This is a genomic window from Kineococcus gynurae, assembly GCF_042433995.1.
Classification (GTDB): Bacteria; Actinomycetota; Actinomycetes; order Actinomycetales; family Kineococcaceae; genus Kineococcus; species Kineococcus gynurae.
Map to the genome: position 1 here is coordinate 85,904 of NZ_JBHLUI010000001.1, position 16,905 is coordinate 102,808.

The 16,905-nt window shown below is 70.2% G+C and carries 10 protein-coding genes, 1 tRNA gene and 1 pseudogene; 7 read left to right on the top strand and 5 right to left on the bottom strand.

What is annotated here, in order from left to right; all coding sequences use genetic code 11:
* Positions 1-120: 120 nt before the first annotated feature.
* The 3 genes and pseudogenes from fdh to nrfD form a co-directional block, all read left to right on the top strand.
* Positions 121-3,375: pseudogene (gene fdh, locus ACFFKU_RS00420) on the top strand (formate dehydrogenase); the annotation flags it as partial.
* Positions 3,376-3,623: 248 nt separating this feature from the next.
* The gene (locus ACFFKU_RS00425) at positions 3,624-4,655 is read left to right on the top strand and encodes a 4Fe-4S dicluster domain-containing protein (RefSeq protein WP_380134355.1); all 1,032 of its coding nucleotides are present in this window, start codon (positions 3,624-3,626) and stop codon (positions 4,653-4,655) included.
* Positions 4,652-5,749, top strand: a complete 1,098-nt coding sequence (nrfD, locus tag ACFFKU_RS00430; RefSeq protein ID WP_380134358.1) for an NrfD/PsrC family molybdoenzyme membrane anchor subunit — start codon at positions 4,652-4,654, stop codon at positions 5,747-5,749. Before ACFFKU_RS00425 ends, nrfD begins: the two co-directional genes overlap by 4 nt.
* Before the next feature lie 106 nt (positions 5,750-5,855).
* Here nrfD and ACFFKU_RS00435 read toward each other — a convergent pair whose 3' ends face one another.
* Positions 5,856-7,073: a pyridoxal phosphate-dependent aminotransferase gene (locus tag ACFFKU_RS00435; protein ID WP_380134361.1), complete on the bottom strand. Its 1,218-nt coding sequence runs from the start codon at positions 7,071-7,073 to the stop codon at positions 5,856-5,858.
* A gap of 37 nt (positions 7,074-7,110) precedes the next feature.
* Between ACFFKU_RS00435 and ACFFKU_RS00440 the strand changes: the two genes are divergently transcribed.
* Positions 7,111-8,175, top strand: coding sequence for a spore photoproduct lyase family protein (locus tag ACFFKU_RS00440; protein ID WP_380134363.1), 1,065 nt, complete (start codon positions 7,111-7,113; stop codon positions 8,173-8,175).
* A gap of 4 nt (positions 8,176-8,179) precedes the next feature.
* Here ACFFKU_RS00440 and selD read toward each other — a convergent pair whose 3' ends face one another.
* Entirely contained in the window at positions 8,180-9,217 is a 1,038-nt protein-coding gene (gene selD / locus ACFFKU_RS00445; RefSeq protein WP_380134366.1) for a selenide, water dikinase SelD, read from the bottom strand.
* A 62-nt stretch (positions 9,218-9,279) separates the two neighbouring features.
* Between selD and ACFFKU_RS00450 the strand changes: the two genes are divergently transcribed.
* Positions 9,280-9,372, top strand: a tRNA-Sec gene (locus ACFFKU_RS00450).
* A 9-nt stretch (positions 9,373-9,381) separates the two neighbouring features.
* On the opposite strand, the gene ACFFKU_RS00455 is transcribed toward ACFFKU_RS00450, so the two are convergent.
* Complete coding sequence (locus ACFFKU_RS00455) at positions 9,382-11,607, bottom strand: protein kinase domain-containing protein (RefSeq protein WP_380134367.1); 2,226 nt, start codon at positions 11,605-11,607, stop codon at positions 9,382-9,384.
* Between the two features lie 98 nt (positions 11,608-11,705).
* On the opposite strand from ACFFKU_RS00455, the gene selA reads away from it, so the two are divergent.
* Positions 11,706-13,073, top strand: coding sequence for an L-seryl-tRNA(Sec) selenium transferase (gene selA, locus ACFFKU_RS00460; protein WP_380134368.1), 1,368 nt, complete (start codon positions 11,706-11,708; stop codon positions 13,071-13,073).
* A gap of 1 nt (position 13,074) precedes the next feature.
* The gene (gene selB, locus ACFFKU_RS00465) at positions 13,075-14,871 is read left to right on the top strand and encodes a selenocysteine-specific translation elongation factor (protein WP_380134370.1); all 1,797 of its coding nucleotides are present in this window, start codon (positions 13,075-13,077) and stop codon (positions 14,869-14,871) included.
* Here selB and ACFFKU_RS00470 read toward each other — a convergent pair.
* Positions 14,861-15,253 carry a universal stress protein gene (locus tag ACFFKU_RS00470; RefSeq protein ID WP_380134372.1) on the bottom strand — a complete coding sequence of 131 codons (393 nt, stop codon included), beginning with the start codon at positions 15,251-15,253 and terminating at the stop codon, positions 14,861-14,863. The genes selB and ACFFKU_RS00470 overlap by 11 nt on opposite strands.
* A 25-nt stretch (positions 15,254-15,278) precedes the next feature.
* Complete coding sequence (locus ACFFKU_RS00475) at positions 15,279-16,715, bottom strand: CitMHS family transporter (protein ID WP_380134375.1); 1,437 nt, start codon at positions 16,713-16,715, stop codon at positions 15,279-15,281.
* Positions 16,716-16,905: the final 190 nt, after the last annotated feature.

Below are 16,905 nucleotides of genomic sequence, written 5' to 3' on the forward strand. Positions count from 1 at the left end.
CGCTGCCGCGTGATCCTCGGGCGGACGGTACGGACGTGGTGAATGCTCGTCCAGGGGGACCACCCGCGCACGCGGGAAGGCGTGGGCTAGGGTTCCGGCAGCGACCGAAGGAGGTGCGGGATGGGGCTCAAGACCTGGATCGAGGGCTGGCCCGTCTACCGGCAGCTGACCGGGGACGACCCGCTGGGCCGTGGCTCGGCCACCCAGTCCGCCCGCTCCCGCTCGCTGACCCCCCGCACGCAGACCGCCGACTCGGTGGCCCGCTCGGTGTGCCCCTACTGCGCCGTGGGCTGCGGGCAGAAGGTCTACGTCAAGGACGGTCGGGTCACCCAGATCGAGGGCGACCCGGACTCCCCGCACTCGCGCGGTCGGCTCTGCCCCAAGGGCTCGGCCAGCGAGCAGCTGGTGAACGGCGAGGCCCGCGAGACCGCCATCCGCTACCGGGCGCCGTACGCGACGGAGTGGACCGACCTCGACCTCGACACGGCGATGGACATGATCACCGACCGGGTGATCGAGGCCCGCCGCCGCGGGTGGCAGGACGCGGACGAGCAGGGCCGCGCGCTGAACCGGACGATGGGGATCGCGTCGTTGGGCGGAGCCACGCTCGACAACGAGGAGAACTACCTCATCAAGAAACTGTTCACGGCCATGGGCGCGATCCAGGTCGAGAACCAGGCCCGCATATGACACTCCGCCACGGTGCCCGGTCTGGGTGCCTCGTTCGGTCGCGGTGGAGCCACCGGTGACCTGCAGGACCTGAGCAACGCCGACGTCATCATCATCGAGGGCTCGAACATGGCCGAGTGCCATCCGGTCGGGTTCCAGTGGGTGCTGGAGGCGAAGGCGCGGGGCTGCAAGGTCATCCACGTCGACCCGCGGTTCACGCGGACCTCGGCGCTGGCCGACACCTACGTGCCGATCCGCACCGGGACCGACATCGTGTTCCTGGGCGCGATCATCAACCGGGTCCTCACGCAGGAACGTGATTTCCGCGAGTACGTGCTGGCGTACACGAACGCGTCCTGGATCGTGGGCGAGGACTTCGTCGGGACCGAGGACCTCGACGGGTTGTTCTCCGGTTTCGACCCCGAGACGCGCTCCTACGACACCAAGAGCTGGCAGTTCGAGGGAGTCGCGGAACGGGGTCAGGGTCAGGAGGAGTCCGCCACGGACTCCGACTCCGAGACCGGGCAGTCCCTGGGTGGGGGTGGGCCGAAGGCCGACCACGCCGACGTGCACCGTGACATGACCCTGCAGCACCCGCGGTCGGTGTGGCAGGTCATGAAGCGGCACTACGCCCGCTACACCCCCGAACTCGTCCGCGACGTCTGCGGCATCCCCGAGGACCTCTTCGACGAGGTCGCCGAGGCCTGGATCGCGAACTCCGGGCGGGAGAAGACGGGCGCCCTCGTCTACAGCGTGGGGTGGACCCAGCGCGGGACGGGTGTGCAGTACATCCGGGCCGGGGCGATGCTGCAGCTCCTGCTGGGGAACATCGGACGACCCGGGGGCGGGGTGCTCGCGCTGCGCGGGCACGCCAGCATCCAGGGCTCGACCGACATCCCCACGCTCTACAACCTGCTGCCGGGGTACCTGCAGATGCCGCACGCCGAGCGGCACCCGAGTCTGCGCCACTACGTCGACGGCATCCGCTCGCAGAACCAGAAGGGGTTCTGGGCCAACGCCGAGTCCTACATCGTCAGCCTGCTGAAGGCCTACTTCGGCGACGAGGCGACGCCCGAGAACGACTTCCTGTTCGACGAGCTGCCCCGCATCAACGACGATCACGGCACCTACGCCCAGGTCATGGACATGATCGAGGGCGGCAAGATCTTCGGATACTTCCTGCTCGGCCAGAACCCGGCCGTCGGATCGGCCAACGGTCGGGCCCAGCGCCTCGGCATGGCCAACCTGGACTGGCTCGTCGTGCGCGACCTGGTGATGATCGAGTCGGCGACGTTCTGGAAGGACGCCCCGGAGATCGCGACCGGCGAGATCGTCCCCGAGGAGTGCCGGACCGAGGTGTTCTTCATGCCCGCCGCCTCGCACGTGGAGAAGGAGGGGACCTTCACGCAGACGCAGCGGCTGCTGCAGTGGCGGGAGAAGGCCGTCGAACCCCGGGGTGACTGCCGCAGCGAACTGTGGTTCTTCTACCACCTCGGCCGTCGGATGCGGGAGAAGCTGCGCGACTCCACCGACCCGCGCGACCAGCTGCTGCTCAAGGTCGCCTGGGACTACCCCATGATCGGCGAGCGCGGGGACGAACCCGACGCCGAGCACGTGCTGCAGGAGATCAACGGCCACGACCTGACCACGGGTGAGCTGCTGCCCGGGTTCGCCGGCCTGCGCCCCGACGGCACCACCGCCTCCGGGTGCTGGATCTACTCCGGTGTCTACGCCGACGGGGTCAACCAGGCCGCCCGGCGCAAGCCGGGCCGGGAGCAGACCCTGCACGCCCCCGAGTGGGGGTGGGCGTGGCCGGCCAACCGCCGCATCCTCTACAACCGCGCCTCGGCCGACCCCGAGGGGCGGCCCTGGAGCGAGCGCAAGGCGCTGGTGTGGTGGGACGAGGAGGCCGGACGCTGGGTCGGGGACGACGTGCCCGACTTCGAGGTCACCAAACCCCCGTCGTACCGGCCGGGCCCGGACGACACCGGGGTGGCGGCCATCGCCGGGGACGACCCGTTCATCATGCAGCCGGACGGGAAGGCGTGGTTGTACGCGCCGAAGGGTGTCGTCGACGGACCGCTCCCGGCGCACTACGAACCCGGGGAGTCACCCTTCCGCAACGCGGTCTACACCCAGCAGCAGAACCCGGCGCGCGAGATCTACACCAACCACCTCAACGAGATGCACCCGTCGCCGCCGGAACCCGGCAGCGGTGTGTTCCCGTTCGTCTGGGTCACCTCACGTCTCACCGAGCACCACACGGCGGGCGGGATGAGCCGCTACCTGCCCTACCTGGCCGAGCTGCAACCGGCCCTGTTCGTCGAGGTGTCCCCGGAGCTCGCGCACCTGCGCGGCCTGGAGCACCTGGGCTGGGCCCACGTCGTCACCGCGCGCGCGGTCGTCGAGGCCCGGGTCATGGTCACCGACCGGTTGGCCCCGTTGCGGGTGCAGAACACCGTCGTGCACCAGATCTGGTTGCCCTACCACTGGGGTCCGGGCGGACTCACCACCGGCGACGTCGTGAACGACCTCGTCCACCTGACCCTGGACCCGAACGTCCACATCCAGGAGTTCAAGGCCGGGACCTGCGACGTCCAGCCCGGGCGTCGGCCGCAGGGACCCGACGTGCTGCGGCTCATCGACGAGTACCGGGTCCGGGGCGGCGTCACCATGGCGACCGGGTCGGTGGCCCTCACCGCCCAGCTGCTCGACGAACCGGACCAGCGGGCCGACGCGGCCCTGGCCGGGGCCACCCAGGCCGGCACGGGGCACCGCACCGATCTGGTCGACAGCGTGCTCTCGGTCCGGCACGAGGTGCGCACGCACGACCAGGGACCGGCCGATCCGATCGAACCCGTGGTCCTCGACGGCGACCCGGACGCCGACGCCGACGTGCTGCCCGCGCGCGCCGACCACCCCGACGGGCACGACGAGCAGGGAGGGCGGTCCTGATGGTCGCTGCCAACAGTCTCTACGGGCGTCTGGACGACCCGGCCCGTGACGCGGGGTACGCCGACCCGCCCTCGCGCAAGGGGTTCTTCACCGACACCTCCGTCTGCATCGGCTGCAAGGCCTGCGAGGTCGCCTGCAAGGAGTGGAACGCGGTCCCGGAGGACGGGATCGACCTGCTGGGCATGTCCTACGACAACACCGGGGGGCTCGGGTCGGAGTCGTGGCGGGCGGTGGCGTTCATCGAGCAGTCCCGCCCGATCGGGCAGCAGAGCACCCCCTTCGGCGGGGCGGCGACCGGCCCGTCCTCGGAGTCGTTGCAGCAGCAGGCGGCCGCGCTCGACGTGTTCGAGGAGGCGGCCCGGTTGGGCCGGGAGACCCCGGTCGATCCGCCGCCCGCGGAACCGCAGTTCCTCGGGATGCCGGGGATGCACGCGCCCGCCCCGGTGCCCGACCGGCAGGGCCGGCAGGACATGCGCTGGCTGATGATGTCCAACGTCTGCAAGCACTGCACGCACGCCGGGTGCCTCGACGTCTGCCCCACCGGCGCCCTGTTCCGGACCGAGCACGGCACGGTGGTCGTCCAGCCCGACGTGTGCAACGGGTGCGGCTACTGCGTCTCGGCCTGCCCGTACGGCGTCATCGACCGTCGCGAGGACGACGGCCGGGCCTGGAAGTGCACCCTCTGCTACGACCGTCTGGGGGCCGACGAGACCCCCGCCTGCGCCAAGGCGTGCCCCACCGAGTCGATCCAGTACGGCGACCTCGACGAGCTCCGCGAACGGGCCGAACGCCGGCTCGCCCAGCTGAGGTCCGTCGGGGTGGAGGAGGCCCGCCTCTACGGGGAGAGTCCCGACGACGGGGTCGGGGGCGACGGTGCGTTCTTCCTGCTGCTCGATGACCCCGAGGTGTACGGCCTTCCGCCGGACCCGGTCGTCCCCACCCGGGACCTGGCCTCGATGTACGGGCACATGGCCGCCGCGGCCGGCGCCATGCTTGTCGGTGTCGCGCTGTCGGCGTGGGGACGGCGATGAGCGGGGGTTCCGCCACCGCAGGGAACGACCCGCAGGCGGCGCAGGCTCCCTCCCAGCAGGGAGAGGGACATCTGCTGGGCGGGCACGCGGCCCGGATGTGGGACGCCGGGATGGGGCGGCGGCCCAAGGGGAAGAAGGGTCGCAAGGGCGATTCGAACGCCGTCGTCCCGGAGGCGGAGTTCAAGTCCTACTACGGGCGGCAGATCCTCAAGACCCCGGTCTGGGAGCACCACATCGCCTGGTACCTCTTCACCGGGGGTCTGGCGGCCGGGTCCTCGTTGCTGGCCGTCGTGGCCGACCTGCGCGGCGAGCAGACCGCCCGGCGCAACCTGCGGGTGACGGCACTGGGAGCGGTCAGCGCGTCGGCGTTCTTCCTCATCGACGACCTGGGCCGACCCGAACGCTTCCACCACATGCTGCGCGTCGCGAAGATCACCTCACCGATGTCGGTCGGGACGTGGATCCTCACCGCCTACGGTCCCTGCGCCGGGGCCGCGGGCGTGGCCGAGTTCACCGCGGTGCTGCCGCAGCGGGGGCTCTGGGGTCTCGTCCGTCGGATCGCCGGGCCCGGGGCCCGGGTGGCCGGACTGGGGGCTGCCGTGTTCGCCCCCTGGCTCGCCACCTACACGGCTGTGCTGCTGGCCGACACCGCCGTCCCGTCGTGGAACGCCCCCTACCGCGAACTGCCGTTCCTCTTCGGGGGCAGCGCGTTGGCCGCCTCCGCCGGGGTCGCCCTGCTCACCTGCCCGACCGCTCAGACCGGCCCGGCGCGCAAGGTCGCCGTGGGCGGGGCCGTCGCGGAACTCATCGCCGGGCACCGGATGGAGCACGGGCACGGCCTGGTCTCCGAACCCTTCCACGAGGGACGGGCCGGGCAGCTGCTGCGCGCCGCGCGGATCTGCACCGTCGCCGGCGCCGTCGGGGCCGTGCTCGGCCGTCGTTCCCGCCTCGTCTCGGCCCTGGCCGGGCTCAGCCTCGCCGCGGGCAGCGCCCTCACGCGTCATGGGGTCTTCGAGGCCGGGGTCCACTCCACCCAGGACCCGAAGTACGTCGTCGTCCCCCAACGCGAGCGGATGGCCACCTCCACCCCCTGACCTGCTGGACGACCCCCATGAACCCCCCCCGTGATCAAGGAATCCATTCCTTGATCACGGGGGCGGGTGGGGGGTTAGGGGGGTGGGGGGGGGTACGAGGGGCGGCTCAGAGGTCGGCGAGTCGGCGGGTGAGGAACGAGCCGATCCGGCCGAGGGCGTTCTCGAGATCCTCGACGCGGGGAAGCGTGACGATGCGGAAGTGGTCCGGGGAGGGCCAGTTGAAGCCGGTGCCCTGCACCACGAGGACCTGCTCCTGCTCGAGCAGGTCGAGGATCAGCTGGTAGTCGTCCTGGACCCGGTGGACCTCGGGATCGAGCCGGGGGAAGCAGTAGAGCGCCCCGCGGGGACGCACGCAGCTCACCCCGGGCATGGCGTTGAGCAGTTCCCAGGTGCGCATCGTCTGCTCGTAGAGCCGACCCGTCGGGATCACCAGGTCCCGGATGGACTGCTTGCCCCCGAGGGCGGCTTGGATCACGTGCTGGGAGGGGACGTTGGCGCACAGACGCATGTTGGCCAGCAGGTCCAGGCCCTCGATGTAGCTGCGCGCGTGCGCCTTCGGACCCGAGACGATCATCCAACCGGAGCGGAAACCGGCGACCCGGTAGGCCTTGGACAGCCCGTTGAAGGTCAGGCACAGGACGTCGGGCGCGACCGCGGCGGTGGACACGTGCACGGCGTCGTCGTAGAGGATCTTGTCGTAGATCTCGTCGGAGCAGAGCAGCAGCCCGTTCTCGCGGGCGATCTCGGCGATGCCCTCCAGCACCGGCCGGTCGTAGACCGCCCCGGTGGGGTTGTTCGGGTTGATGACGACGATCGCCTTCGTCCGCGGGGTGACCAGCGAGCGCAGGTGGTCCAGGTCCGGGGCCCAGTCGTTCGACTCGTCGCAGCGGTAGTGGACCGCACGCCCCCCGGAGAGGCTGACAGCCGCCGTCCACAGCGGGTAGTCCGGGGCGGGCACCAGGACCTCGTCGCCGTTGTCCAGCAGCGCCTGCATCGCCATGACGATGAGTTCGCTGACCCCGTTGCCGAGGTAGACGTCGTCCACGTCCACCGAGGGCAGCGACTTCTGCTCGGCGTACTGCACGATCGCCCGGCGGGCGGAGAGCAGCCCCTTGGAGTCGCTGTAGCCCTGGGCGATCGGGAGGTTGGCGATCATGTCCTCCAGCAGCTCCGGCGGGGCCTCGAACCCGAACGGGGCGGGGTTGCCGATGTTGAGCTTGAGGATCCGGTGCCCGGCCTGCTCGAGCTCGTGGGCGCGGGTGAGGGCCGGCCCCCGGACGTCGTAGAGCACGTCGGCGAGCTTGGCGGACTGGGTCAACTCCATCCTCCGATCATTGCACCGCTGACGTAGCGTCGACCGGGTGCCCGCCCGCCCTCTCCTGGACGTCCGCCGGATCTACCTGGAACCCGCCGCGGCCGAGCTGCCCCGGGGCCGGCAGATCCTGGCGCGCTGGCCTGACGCCGAACGGGTCGAGGTGGACAGCCACTGGCGGATCCCGGAACTGCACGGCGACGAGACGAACGTCCGGCGCTGGGTGCGGATCAAGACCGAGGCGCTGGTCCTCGGCGTGAAGAAGTCGCTCACCGCGCGCCCCAACGGACGCTCCGCCGACTTCATCGCCCCCTCCACCGCCAACGGCTGCGCGATGGCCTGCGCCTACTGCTACGTCCCGCGGCGCAAGGGGTACAGCAACCCGGTCACGGTGTTCTGCAACATCGAGCAGATCACCGGTTACCTGGCCCGACACGTCGCCCGGCAGGGCGTCAAACCGGAACCCAACCAGTGCGACCCGGTGAGCTGGGTGTACGACCTGGGGGAGAACGGCGACTGCTCGGTCGACGCGGACATCTCCGACAACGTGGCCGACCTGATCTCCCTCTTCCGCGGGTTGCCGAGCGCCAAAGGGTCCTTCGCGACCAAGTACGTCAACCGCCGGCTGCTCGACCTCGACCCGCAGGGCCGGACCCGCATCCGGTTCTCGTTGATGCCGGCGGAGATCGCGAGACTGCTCGACATCCGCACGTCGCCGGTGGCCGAACGACTCGCGGCCCTCGACGACTTCGTGGCCGCCGGGTACGAGGTGCACGTCAACCTGTCCCCGGTCGTGGTGACCGCGAACTGGTTGGCCGACTGGGCTGAGCTGCTCGACCAGCTCGACGCGGCCACGTCGCCCGCCACCAAGGCGCAGCTCGCCGCCGAGGTGATCTTCCTGACCCACAACGAGGACCTGCACCGGGTGAACCTGGGCTGGCACCCGCGGGCCGAGGAGGTGCTGTGGCGCCCGGCCATGCAGGAGACCAAGCGCTCCGAGGGCGGACAGGTCAACGTGCGCTACCGCAGCGGGGACAAGGGGCGCTACGTCTCGGAACTGCTGGCCCTCATCGAGGCCCGGACGCCGTGGCTGCGGGTGCGGTACGCGTTCTGAGGCCTCAGCGGACCGCGATGCGGGGGGGCCCGGCCCGGAACTCCCCGACCACGGGGAACCCGGGGACCTCTCCGGCGACCAGCAGACCCCCGGAGGTCTGCGCGTCGGCCAGGAGCAGGAGCTCGGACTCGTCGATCCCGTCGGCGTCGAGGTGGTCCCGGACCCAGTCGAGGTTGCGGCGCGAACCCCCGGGCACGAACCCGTCGCGCAGGGCCTCCCGGGCGCCCCCGACGTACGGGACGGCCGCGGCGTCGATCACCGCGCCGACCCCGCTGGCCCGGGTGACCTCGTGCAGGTGCCCGAGGAGACCGAAGCCGGTGACGTCGGTGGCGCACGTCGCCCCGGCGTCCAGCGCTCCGCGGGCGGCGACGTCGTTCAGCGTGCACATCACCGCGACGGCCTCGGCGAAGACCTCCCCGGTCTGCTTGTGCCGGTTGTTCAGCACACCCAGACCAAGAGGTTTGGTGAGGGTGATCGGACTCCCGGGGCGCGCGGCGTCTTCGCGCAGCAGCCGGTCCGGGTCGGCCAGGCCGGTCACGGCCATCCCGTACTTGGGTTCCGGGTCGTCGATGCTGTGCCCGCCGCCGACGTGGCAGCCGGCCGCCCGCGCGGCGTCCAGCCCCCCGCGCAGCACCTCCCGGGCCAGTTCCAGCGGCAGCGTCGTGCGCGGCCAGGCCAGCAGGTTGATCGCCACCAGCGGGGTCCCACCCACCGCGTAGACGTCGGAGAGCGCATTGGTCGCGGCGATCCGGCCGAAGGTCCACGGGTCGTCGACGACCGGGGTGAAGAAGTCGGCGGTGGCGACCACGGCCCGGCCGTCGGGCCCGGCGGGGCCGATCCGGACGACCGCGGCGTCGTCGCCGACCCCGAGCAGCAGGTCGTCCCCCGACCCGCCCCCCGACCCGTCCCGGGCCGGATCGAGCAGGCCGGCCAGGACCCCCTCCAGCTCGCCCGGGGGGATCTTGCAGGCGCACCCGCCCCCGGAGGCGAACTGCGTCAGCCGGATCGTGGGCCCGGGTCCGGTGGTCGGCGCGGTACTCATCCGGGGAGGCTACGTCGGGTGCCCAGGGGCCCCGTCTGGCAGGCTGGGCCACGCCGGCCCAGGGAGGCGTCAGGGTGCCTGGTGGCCCCCGCGGTCTTCAACACCGACGTGACCGGGTACCCCGGTCAGGTGGGTTCGATTCCCATCCGCCTCCGCCGGGCCGGCTACCGGCGTTCGATGCTGCTTGTGATTTCCCTGATCAACTCAACGGCATCTTGAGCGCCGCCGAGATCGAGTGTTATGTCCTGGACGTCGAAGAATACCTGGAACGAACCTGATTTCCCGCTCCGCCGGCGAATGTTGGACTTACTCGATACTAGTCGATCCAGTTTTCGGTTGAGCGCCGTGCGGGCGTCGGCACCCGACTTGAATGAACCCACGGTCAAATTGCTTGCCATCGAGAAAGTCAACTCCAGATTTACTGAGTTGGCGATTTTCCCGTATCCGGCAAGCCGGACTGATATGTCGACCTGGCCAGATAAACTCGCTACTGTCACGTCTTGCTCCGACGCGTGATAGTTTTCCATGCCCGAGTGCAGATGGCCAATCTTCCTGCAGAATACAAGCTCGTCGACAACATCTTGTCCCGAGGCCGCGAGAATGAAACTCTCAGCTCTCGAAAGTTTCGAGATGAAGTCAGTGACATTCTCCGTTCTCTCTGACGGTTCATGTTTTGTCGACTCACCGTAGGCACTCAAGAGAGCAACGGCGGCGCGTTCATCCGTCCAATCATTTAGAGCCCGACGGAAAGCATCGTAATTCCGCACCCAATCATTGGGAACGGGATCGCGTCCACATATTATGAAGAACATAAGTTGCCCTAGGGCGAAGACGTCCACCGCCTCCTCGCGCGCGGGTCGCGTGTTTGGAGCGAACAACTGCTCAGGTGCAGCGTAGTTCAGCACGCCTCCAATCGAGCCACCCGACATCGTGATAGTCCGATTGGTCTCATGGTATGCGAGGTCAAAATCCGTCAAATAGGCCTCAAGGCCACCCTCGCTTGTCGTCGTGAGGATGATATTCTCAGGTTTGATGTCGCGATGAAGAACCCGACAATTGTGGGCATGTAAAACTGTTTCCGAGATCTCGATCATCAATCGGATGCAAGTTCCTGATTCGCGGCGGTCAAAGTATGCGTCCCGGAGGTTCTGTCCAGGAACGGCATCCATTGTGAAACCGTAAGGCGCTTCGGTGAGCTGGTGGACGCGAACTATGCGGGGGTGATTAAGTCTTCGCATAGTCTTGAACCCGTTGCTGAAACGTTTGACCTTGATCTGGTCGTCCAGTTCGTTGCCATGGAATACCTTGTATGCCATCTTCGATCCATCCGGCCCGTCAAGCGCCCACACATGCCCGAAGCCTCCATGTCCGATTCGCTGGGACACTCGACCGTATTCCGTCTCTTGTCCTGGTGAGATATCGGCGAGCCGACCCTGGGCTTGCCGAACTCGATCCACAAGGTCCTGCCACGAAACTGATCGGCGAATTTCGGGAAGAGCCACCTCGGTTTCATCGAACCATCTCAGAATCGGAGCCAGCTCCTGCCCGCACCGACGAGCCCCGACGCGCTTGCGGTGCCCCAGTTCGCCTAGTTCTCTTTGCTCCAGAGGGTAGTACTCCTCAATGAGGGACTCGGCCTTTCGTAAAGTTCTGAACGTGGCATCCTCGGTCAGTGGACGCCCCAAACGCGGAGGAAAATTCCGACCCAGGATCACTGAGCCCGCGGCGTCGCCTTTGAAGACGGGGGTTTGTCGCGACGACGGAAGCGTCTTTGCTATATAATCGAATAAAGAGAAGACGCTGACGTTCCCATCAAAATCGACAGCGTTGCCAAGGAGGCCGTTAAGCATCTCTTTGGTGAAGACGCCCTGGCCGCCGGACTCTAGGGCAAGTTCTTCTGGGCGACAGGCCGCAAGGATGCAGCGTGATTCGTTTGCTGAACGGACCTCTCTGTCTACGTCGCTACCCGTCAGGGGCCGGCTGTTGCTCCAAGAGAGACTTGATCCCGAGTGGCACGAGTCTAAGATCAACAACACATGACGGTATCTCCGACTGGCGGCCTCCATGAGACCACCTAGATGACTCAGTGCAATACCCGGGTCGTAGGGCGTCCCATCAATAGTCACTAGGTAACCTTGATCGCCGAGCACTTGCCCATGCCCGGCAAAAAATATCACCAGCGTGTCTGCGGGTGTTTCATTCTCAATAAGCTGACCTAAGGCACTCAAGATCCTGGCTCGGGTCGCTTGCGAGTCCACGAACGTTAAACAGTGGAATCCATACTCCGCCAGAGTTAAACAGGCTGCCATGTCATTGGCGTCCCGGACGCATCCAGCGAGAGGCGCGTCTCGGTAGAGGTTGATTCCTACAATTACGGCGTCCCTGGCCAATGCAACCTCCTTGGTCGTTGTAGCGAGGACGACTTCGTCTACCCCGGTAGGCCAGTCGCTGCGAAACCTGTGGCCCTGCTACATTTATTTATACTGCCATGCGTAGAGGGGGGGCAAGCACGTTGCGCGATCTATCGCTGACCTGGAAAGATCCGCGACGACGGGTGCCGCGGACCGACACCGTTCTGGCCGACCCGGCGCTGACGGCCGCACTGGAGCGGCACGGGCGCGACGTCGTGCGCTCCGCCGTGCGCCGGGCCCAGGACCGCGTCCGTGACGGTTCGCTGGAGCCGGGGGCCGTCCCGCGGGCGGTGCTGGCCGATCTGCCCCGGCACGCCACGAGCCTGCGACCGGTGCTCAACTGCACCGGCGCGGTGCTGCACACCAACCTCGGCCGGGCCCCGCTGTCGGCCGCCGCGGTCGAGGCGATCACGGCCGCCGCGGGGTCGACCGACGTGGAGATGGACCTGGCGACGGGCCGTCGGGCCCGCCGGGGACGGGCCACGATGGCGGCGCTGCAGGCGGCCGTCCCCGCGGCCGAGGACGTCCACGTCGTCAACAACGGCGCGGCCGCCCTGGTGCTGGCCGCCACCGCGCTGGCCGCCGGTCGTGAGATCGTCGTCAGCCGGGGTGAACTCGTCGAGATCGGCGACGGTTTCCGGCTGACCGACCTGCTGGAGTCCACCGGGGCCCGGCTGCGGGAGGTGGGGACGACGAACCGGACCCACCGCCGCGACTACCTCGACGCGATCGGACCGCAGACCGGGTTCGTGCTCAAGGTCCACCCCTCGAACTTCGTCGTGCAGGGGTTCACGTCCGGCGTCGAACCCGCGGAACTGACCGGCCTCGGCGTCCCCGTGGTCGTGGACACCGGTTCCGGGCTGCTCGCCCCCGACCCCCTGCTGCCCGACGAACCCGATGCCGGATCCGTCCTGCGTTCCGGCGCCGACCTGGTCACCTCCAGCGGCGACAAACTGCTCGGCGGACCGCAGGCGGGGTTGCTGCTCGGCCGGGCCGATCTCGTGGAACGGTTGCGGCGCCACCCGTTGGCCCGCGCGCTGCGGGTCGACAAACTCACCCTCGCCGCGCTCGAGGCGACTCTGACCACCGCGGAGAACCCGACCTGGGTCGCGCTGCGCGCCGATCCGGAGGAACTCCGGCGTCGGGTCGGCCTCCTGGCGGCGGCGTTGACGGACCAGGGGGTCGAGACCGGGGTGGTGAGCACCGGCGCCGTCGTCGGCGGGGGTGGCGCCCCCGGGGTGGAGCTGCCCTCGGTCGCCCTCGACCTGCCCGAGGGCCTGGCCCGACCGTTGCGCGAGGACGGGATCGTCGGCCGCGTCGAGAAGGGGCGGTTGCTCCTGGACCTGCGCTGCGTGCCCGCCGCGCGGGACGGAGAGGTCCGCGACCGCGTCCTCGCGGTCGTCCGTCGGGGGCCCGCCGCGAGCACGACGTCCGGGAACGACTGACGTGCACGTCGTCGCCACCGCCGGGCACGTGGACCACGGCAAGTCGTCCCTGGTGCGTGCCCTCACCGGCACCGACCCGGACCGCCTGGCCGAGGAGAAGCGCCGGGGCCTCACCATCGACCTGGGTTTCGCGGTCACCCGCCTGGACTCCGGCGAGGAGGTCGCCTTCGTCGACGTCCCGGGTCACGAACGGTTCGTCCCGACGATGCTCGCCGGGGTGGGACCCGTCCCCGTGGCCCTCCTGGTGGTCGCCGCCGACGGTGGCTGGATGCCGCAGTCGGCCGAGCACCTGGCCGCCCTCGACGCCCTCGGCGTGCGCCGCGCCCTGGTCGTCGTCACCCGCGCCGACCTGGCCGACCCGACCCCGGCGGCCGCGGTGGCCCGCATCGAGGTGGCGGGGACGAGCCTGGCCGCCGACGGGCCGCCCGAGGTGGTCGCCTGCAGCGCGGCGACCGGGGCCGGGCTGGCCGAGGTCCGGGCCGCGCTGGACCGGCTGCTGGCCACCGTCCCCGCGCCACGCACCGAGGCACCGGTCCGGTTGTGGGTGGACCGGAGCTTCAGCGTCCGGGGGGCGGGCACGGTCGTCACCGGCACGCTGGCCGCGGGGACGGTGTCGGTCGGCGACGTCCTGGACCTCGCCGACGGTCACGACGGTCCGCCGTCCGGGGTCCGGGTGCGCGGGGTCCAGTCCCACGACCGGTCCCGCCCGTCGGTGCCCGCCCTCGCCCGGGTCGCGCTGAACCTGCGCGACGTCGACCGCCGCCGGGTCTCCCGGGGGCACGCCCTGCTCACCCCGGGCTGGTTCCGGCCCACCCGCGAGGTCGACGCGGAGCTGCCCGACGACGGCCCCGAGCACGTCGTCGTCCACCTCGGTTCCGCCGCCGTCCCGGCCCGGGTGCGCCGCTTCCCCGGCCGCGGACGCACCGGCCGGCTCCGGCTGGAGCGGGCCCTGCCCCTGCGGGTCGGCGACCGGCTGCTCCTGCGCGACCCCACCCGGCACGAGATCCTCGGCGCCGCCCTCGTCCTCGACGTGGAACCGCCGCGGTTGGAGCGGCGCCGGGGGGCCGCCGCCCGTCGGGCCGAGGAGCTCGCGGGGGGCCCGCCCGACGCGGCCGAGGAGGTCCGCCGGCGCGGAGCCGTGCGCGGCGACCGTCTGCGGGAGATGGGGATCGCGGTCGACGCACCGCCGTCGGTCGGGGACTGGCACGTCCACCCGGACCAGGTCCGGCGGTGGCGCGAGGCCCTGGAGGCCGCGGTGGCGGCGGCGCGGACCCGCAACCCGCTGCTGCCCGGCCCGGCCACGGGCGAGGTGGTCCGGGCGCTGGACCTGCCCGACCCGCTGCTGCTCACGGTGGTCGTCGCCGACCCCTGGGAGATCCGCGACGGTCGCGTCCAGCGGAGCGGGGCGGGCACGGACCTGCCCCCGGCGCTGGTCCGGGCGGCGGCCGCGCTGAAGCGCGAGCTCGCCGCGGACGAGTTCGCCGCCCCCACGGCCGAACGGTTGCGGGAGCTGGGCATCGGCCCCGCCGAGCAGGCCGCCCTGGACCGGGCCGGCGCGCTGCGCCGCCTCGGCGACGGGGTCCTGCTCGGTCCGGACTGCCTGCCGCGCGCCGCGGCGAGGCTCGCGGCGCTGCCCCAGCCGTTCTCGGTCAGCGAGGCCCGTCAGGCGCTGGGCTCCTCCCGGCGGGTCGTGCTGCCTCTGCTGGGTGCGCTCGACGGTTCCGGGGCCACGCGACGCGGCCCCGACGACCGTCGGACGGTCGTCGGGGCCGCGGGAGGGCCGGCGCTCAGGCCTTGACGGTCACCACCGGGCAGGCGGCCTCCCCGATGACCCGCTGGGCGATGCTGCCGAGCAGGAACTTCATCGTGGCCGAGCGCCGCTTGACCGGGAGGACGACCAGGTCGGCCTCGGCCGACAGCTCGACCAGGGTCAGGGCGATGTCGGCGAGGGTCTCGTGCAGCTCGTAGGCCGCACCGGAGGTGTCGGCGATCGCGCGGACCCGGGAGCGGAAGTCCTCGCTGACGTGGACCGGGGTGCCGGGGGAGTCCCCGGTCGTCGGGACCACCGTGATCTTGGCGCCCTGTTCCTGGGCCCGGTCGAGGGCCCAGCGCAGGGCGGCGATCCCTTCGGGCCGGTCCTGGGTGGCCACGACGATCCGGCCGGCGGTGCTGGTGCTCATGGGGTTCCCTCCGTTCGGGGGTCGGTCAGGCGTGGAAGGGGACGACGCCGAGCAGGAGCACCACGGCGAGCATGGTCAGCGAGCAGACGACCGCCCGCCAGATGACCTTCTTGTGGTGGTCGGCCAGGTCGACCTTGGCGAGCGAGATCAGCAGCAGCATCGCCGGCACCAGGGGCGAGGTCATGTGCACCGGCTGGCCGATGATCGAGGCCCGGGCCATCTCGACCGGGGTGATCCCGTACTCGGCGGCCGCCTGGGACAGGATCGGCAGGACCCCGAAGTAGAACGCGTCGTTGGTCATGAAGAACGTCAGCGGCATGGAGAGCACCGCGGTGATGACCGCGAAGTACGGACCGAAGGAGTCCGGCACCACGCTGACGAGCCAGGTGGCCATCGACCCGTCCATGCCGGTCGAGGAGAGCACCGCGACGAGCACCGCCGCGGCGAACACCATGGCGACCACGGAGACGATGCTGGTGGCGTGCGCCTGGATGCGCTGGGCCTGCGCGGCGGGGTTGGGGAAGTTCACGAACAGCGCCAGCGCGGCGGCGACCATGAACACGAAGGCCAGGGGCAGGACGTCCAGCCCGAGCAGGGTCAGCAGGGCGATGGTGAGCCCCGCGTTGAACCAGTAGAGCTTGGGGCGCAGGGTGGAACGGTTCGGGTCGAGACCGCCGACGGAACCGAAACCCTCGGCGTCGGTCTCGTCGTGACCACCGGTGGCGACGGTCGTGCCGGAACCCCCGGCGGCGGCGGAACCGGTGGTCGAGCCCGTGCGCCCGGTCAGGGTGCCGATACCGGCGCCCACGAGTTCGGTCTCGCGGATCTCGGCGAGGTCGACACCGTTCTTGGCGAGGCGGCGGCGCTCACCGAGGCCGAGGAACACGGCCAGCACCAGGACCATCGCGAAACCGGCGAGCATGGCCGGGACCATCGGGTTGAACAGTTCCGAGGGCGAGACCTTCAGCGCCGTCGCGGCGCGGATGGTCGGCCCGCCCCAGGGCAGGATGTTGAAGACGCCGTTGGCGAGGTTCGCGGCCACGGTCAGGGTCACCGGGGACATGCCCAGGCGCAGGTAGATGGGCAGCATGGCCGAGACGGTGATGATGAACGTCGTCGAGCCGTCGCCGTCCAGCGAGACGACCCCGGCCAGCAGCGCGGTCCCGATGACCACGCGCACCGGGTCGTCGCCGCAGACCCGCAGGATGCCGCGGATGATCGGGTCGAAGAGGCCGACGTCGATCATCAGGCCGAAGAAGATGATCGCGAAGAACAGCAGCGCCGCGGTGGGGGCGAAGTCGCCGATCTGGTCCATGACCGCCTCGGCCATGTCCGTGCCGCCGCCGGCGATCACGCCGAAGATCAGCGGGACCGCGATGAGGGCCACGACGGGGGAGAGACGTTTGGTCAGGATGAGGGCCATGAAGACCGCCACCATCCCGAACCCGAGGATGACAAGCATCGTTGCTCCGTCCAGCTGAAGGGGATCGACGTCGTGCCGGCGGCTGCGCCGGTCCCGACCGTCTCGCCCCCGTCGTCGGCGGGGGCTCTTGGGGAAGACCGTAGGGATGTGGTGCCGGTCACCGCGGGTTGCTCGCGTTGCGCGCAGAAGTGCTCGTTGGTCGCCTTGTGCGCGTTCTGCTCATGAGTAC